This is a genomic window from Rhizobacter sp. P3_B12 (assembly GCF_056402895.1).
In genome coordinates this window covers 1-4,048 of the sequence record NZ_JBFUGN010000560.1, presented here as the reverse complement: position 1 = coordinate 4,048, position 4,048 = coordinate 1, and the positions used below count along the sequence as shown (strand labels likewise).

3 protein-coding genes are annotated in these 4,048 nt (G+C 69.7%); 2 read left to right on the top strand and 1 reads right to left on the bottom strand.

What is annotated here, in order from left to right:
* Positions 1-2,149 (bottom strand): ATP-binding protein (locus AC1D01_RS23615; protein ID WP_477870654.1); only part of this gene is annotated, 2,149 nt, incomplete at its 3' end.
* A 247-nt stretch (positions 2,150-2,396) separates the two neighbouring features.
* Between AC1D01_RS23615 and AC1D01_RS23610 the strand changes: the two genes are divergently transcribed.
* Together AC1D01_RS23610 and AC1D01_RS23605 are read left to right on the top strand one after the other, a co-directional pair.
* Positions 2,397-3,743 (top strand): ammonium transporter, encoded by a 1,347-nt coding sequence (locus AC1D01_RS23610; protein ID WP_477870652.1) that lies wholly within the window; start codon positions 2,397-2,399, stop codon positions 3,741-3,743.
* A gap of 11 nt (positions 3,744-3,754) precedes the next feature.
* Positions 3,755-4,048: hypothetical protein (locus AC1D01_RS23605; protein WP_477870650.1), on the top strand; the 294-nt coding region annotated here is incomplete at its 3' end.

Below are 4,048 nucleotides of genomic sequence, written 5' to 3'. Positions count from 1 at the left end.
GGCGCCGGCCGTCCTCCAGGCCCAGCAGGCGGGCGCATTCGACACCGTCGAGCCCGGGCATCTTCCAGTCGAGCAGCACCAGGTCGTAGGGCTTGCCGTTCGCGTCCGCCTGCTGCGCCATCCGCAAGGCGGCGTGGCCGCCGGCGGCGCTGTCGATGTCGAGACCGAACGAGCTGCACATGCCCGCCAGCAGCTCGCGCGCACACGCGTTGTCGTCGACCACCAGCGTGCGCCGGCCGCGCAGCCCGGCGTCGAGCGGCACCGGCGCATCGGCCGGCTCGGGCTGCAGCGCGAAGCGCAGCGTGAAGTGGAAACGGCTGCCCTGCCCAGGCGTGCTGTCGACGCCGATCTCGCCGCCCATCAGCTGCACGAGGCGCCGGCTGATCGACAGGCCCAGCCCGGTGCCGCCGTAGCGCCGGCTGGTCGACGAGTCGGCCTGCGTGAACGGCTGGAACAGGCGTTGCTGCTCGTCGGGCGTCATGCCGATGCCGGTGTCGCGCACTTCGAAGCGCAGGTCGATCGCCGTCGCCTGCCGCCCGGCGACCGAGATGGCGATGACCACCTCGCCGTGCTCGGTGAACTTGACGGCGTTGTAGCCCAGGTTCAGCAGCACCTGGCGCAGGCGCGATGGGTCGCCGACCAACGCGCGGGGCAACTGCGGCGGCAGCGCGAACAGCAGCTCCAGCCCCTTGTCCTCGGCGTTCATGCCGACCAGGTGGCCCAGGCCTTCCATCACGTCGCCAAGGTTGAACTCGATCGATTCGATCTCGAGCTTGCCGGCCTCGATCTTCGAGAAGTCGAGGATGTCGTTGATGATCCCGAGCAGCGATTCGGCCGCCCCCTGGATCCGCTGCACGTGGTTGTGCTGCTGCGGGTTGAGCCCGCTCTGCAGGGCCAGGTACGACATGCCGAGGATCGCGTTCATCGGCGTGCGGATCTCGTGGCTCATGTTGGCCAGGAAATCGCTCTTGGCCTGGTTGGCGGCCTCGGCGGCGCGGCGCGCCACGCGGTCGGCCTCGGCCTGCTGGCGCGCGGTGATGTCGCGGGCGATGCCCACCGTGCCGGTGACGCGGCCGTCGCGGTCGAGCAGTGCCGTCTTGATGGTCTCCACCGTGGCCCTGCTGCCGTCGGGCCAGACATGCTGCTCCTCGATGCGCTTGCTGGTGTTCGTCGCCATCACCTCGGCATCGTCGAGCCGGTACGCACGGCTGAGTTCCGGCGGGTGGATCTCGAGGTCGGTCTTGCCGATCATCTGGCTGGGGTGCTCGAACCCGAGCGTCGTGGCGAGGGCGCGGTTGACGGCGACGTAGTGCCCGCCGGCGTCCTTCACCCACGCCAGGTCCGGGATGTTGTCGAGGAGGATCGCCATGCGGGCATTGGCGTTGCCAAGCTCCGCGGCGTGCTGGTCCAGCCGCTCGCGCATCGCGTTCAACGCATCGACCAGCTGGTCGAGCTCATCGTCGCGGGCGTGCTGGCGGCGCAGCTGCAGCGGCGGCGCCTGCGCCTGCGGCGTGACGCTGCCGATCGACGCCGCGATGTCCAGCAGGTGGCGGGTCGCGAGCCGGTGCACGACGAACAGGATGAAGAGCGCGACCAGGAAGGTCTTGGCCGCATTGCTGAGCAGGATGACGACGGCCTGCGCCATCAGGTCGCGGTAGATGTCGGTCAGCGTGGCCTCGATCTGCAGCACGCCGATGACCTGAGGGCGGTCGCCGCAGCACGCGAGTGGAAACTCCTTCACCACCGAGCGGCTGGCCTGCCGCTCGCCGCGCAGGACGGTCAGCGCATGGGCCGACGACGCCGTCTCGCGCACCTCGGCGGCCCGGATGGACGGCAGGCGCACGATGCCTTCGAGCTGCTCCTCGAGCTGCTTGGAGTCGAGCGCCCACAGGCTTTCGCTGAGGCTGCGCGAGCTGGCCTGGTCGATCTCGCCGAAGCGGCTTTCCAGCCGCGCCCGCTCGCTGCGGTAGCTGAGCGTGAGCTGCAGGATGGTCAGCACCAGCGTGACCACGGTGCTGAACAGCAGCACCCGGATCAGCAGCGCGATCGCGATGCCGCCGCCCGGAATCCGCGAGACGGAAGCGAGCCAGCCGCGCCGCCGGGGCGGCGTTTCCGACGCAGATGCCGACGCAGGTGCTTTGAAGGTCATCGCTGAACTCGCTCGGCCCGCCGGACGCGGCGGAGGCCCGGGCTTCGGGCGAGCATAGTCGAATGCGGCGTGTGCGCGGGGCCTCGCCAGGGGTTCCTACCCCCGGGGTTTTCCTATTCCTCCGGTTCCATGTGTGACCTTGTTGACGGCGCCGAACGAGATCGCGCCGCCATCAGGATTCGATCATGACCGCAGGCGCGACGGCTGATGCAATGGCAGATCGCCCGATCACCACGCATTCGCAGCCATGTCCCCTGAAACGCAACCCCTCCAGGTCGTCCGGACCGACGCCCACCGCCCACGCCCGCATCGCCTGATCGCCGCCGGCGCCGTGGCCTTGCTGGGCTCCTCCGCCGTCAGCGCGGCACCGCAGACCGCGGCGGCGAGTGCGATCTCGGCCGGCGACACCGCGTGGATGCTGGCCAGCACGGCACTCGTCCTGATGATGACGCTGCCAGGCCTGGCCTTCTTCTACGGCGGGCTGGTCCGCAAGAAGAACATCCTGGGCACGATGACGCAGGTGTTCATCGTGGCCGCGGTCACCAGCGTGCTGTGGTTCGTGGCGGGCTACACGATCGCTTTCGGTTCGGGGTCGCCGTGGTCGGGCTTCTTCGGCAACGGCTTCAGCCTCGAGTTCATGCCGCAGGGCGACCGGGTCCCCGTCCACGCGATGGCGCCGCAGATCCCTGCGCCGGCGTTCGCGTTGTTCGAGGCTGCCTTTGCGATCATCACCGCGGCGCTGATCGTCGGCTCGTTCGCCGAGCGGGTGAAATTCAGCATCGCTGCGGTGTTCTGCGGCCTGTGGTCGCTGGCCGTCTATGCGCCGGTGGCGCACTGGGTGTGGCACCCCAGTGGCTGGCTGTACGACATGGGCGTTCGCGACTTCGCCGGCGGCATGGTCGTGCACATCAGCGCCGGTGCGGCGGGCCTGGCCTGCGCCCTCGTGGCCGGGCCGCGGCAAGGCTATGGCCGCGAGCCGATGGTTCCCTCGAACCTCGCCTACATGCTGATCGGCGCGGCCTTGCTGTGGATCGGCTGGTTCGGCTTCAATGGCGGTTCAGCCTTTGCGGCCAATGGCGAAGCCGCGCTGGCGATGGTCAACACGCAGATCGCAGCGGCGCTGGCCGCGGTCGTTTTCGTGCTGTGCGAGTGGGTCCTGAAGGGCCAGCCCAGCCTGATCGGCATGTCCACCGGCGCCGTCGCCGGCCTGGTGGCCATCACGCCCGCCGCCGGATTCGTCAGCGTGAACGCGGCCTACCTGTTCGGTGCGGTCGGCGGCCTCGTCGCGTTCGCATCGCTGGGCTGGATCAAGCCCCTGCTCGACATCGACGACTCGCTGGACGTGTTCGCGATCCACGGTGTCGTCGGCATCGCCGGTTCGCTGCTGACGCCCTTCTTCATCGACGCGAAGCTCGCGGGCGGCGCCGGCCAGCCGCAGGCGGAAGCGATCGGCGTCATGGCGGTTCTCGGCTACAGCTTCGTGGTCAGCTGGTTGCTGATGAAGGGGCTCCACTGGTTCGCCGGCGTCCGGGTCACGCGCAGCGAGGAAGCCGTCGGGCTGGATGTGTCCCAGCACGGCGAGCGGATCGAGTAGTGAGTTCCGCCATGTCCCCGGGCGTGGTCGCGATGCGGCTGCGGCTGGCCCTGCTGCGGCACCAGATCTCCATCGAGGCCGATCGCCTGCTGTCCGACACCGACTACGCGGTGGAGATCTGGGCGCTTTGCACGCACATCGGCGAGCCCGCCCTGGTCACGCTGGCCGAGCGCCTGATGAGCAGCCGGGTGGCGCCGGCGGCCGATGCGCCCGCCGCAGCATCGAACCCAGGCGCCCAGGGAGGCGACACCGACGCCGGCCCGCAGGACGATCCGGACCGTCCGCGCGAGCGCAGCTATCTCCGC

What these genes read in the sequence shown, in the direction of transcription:
- AC1D01_RS23610 (WP_477870652.1), top strand. Translation starts at nt 2,397, where the DNA reads ATGTCCCCTGAAACGCAACCCCTCCAGGTCGTCCGGACCGACGCCCAC.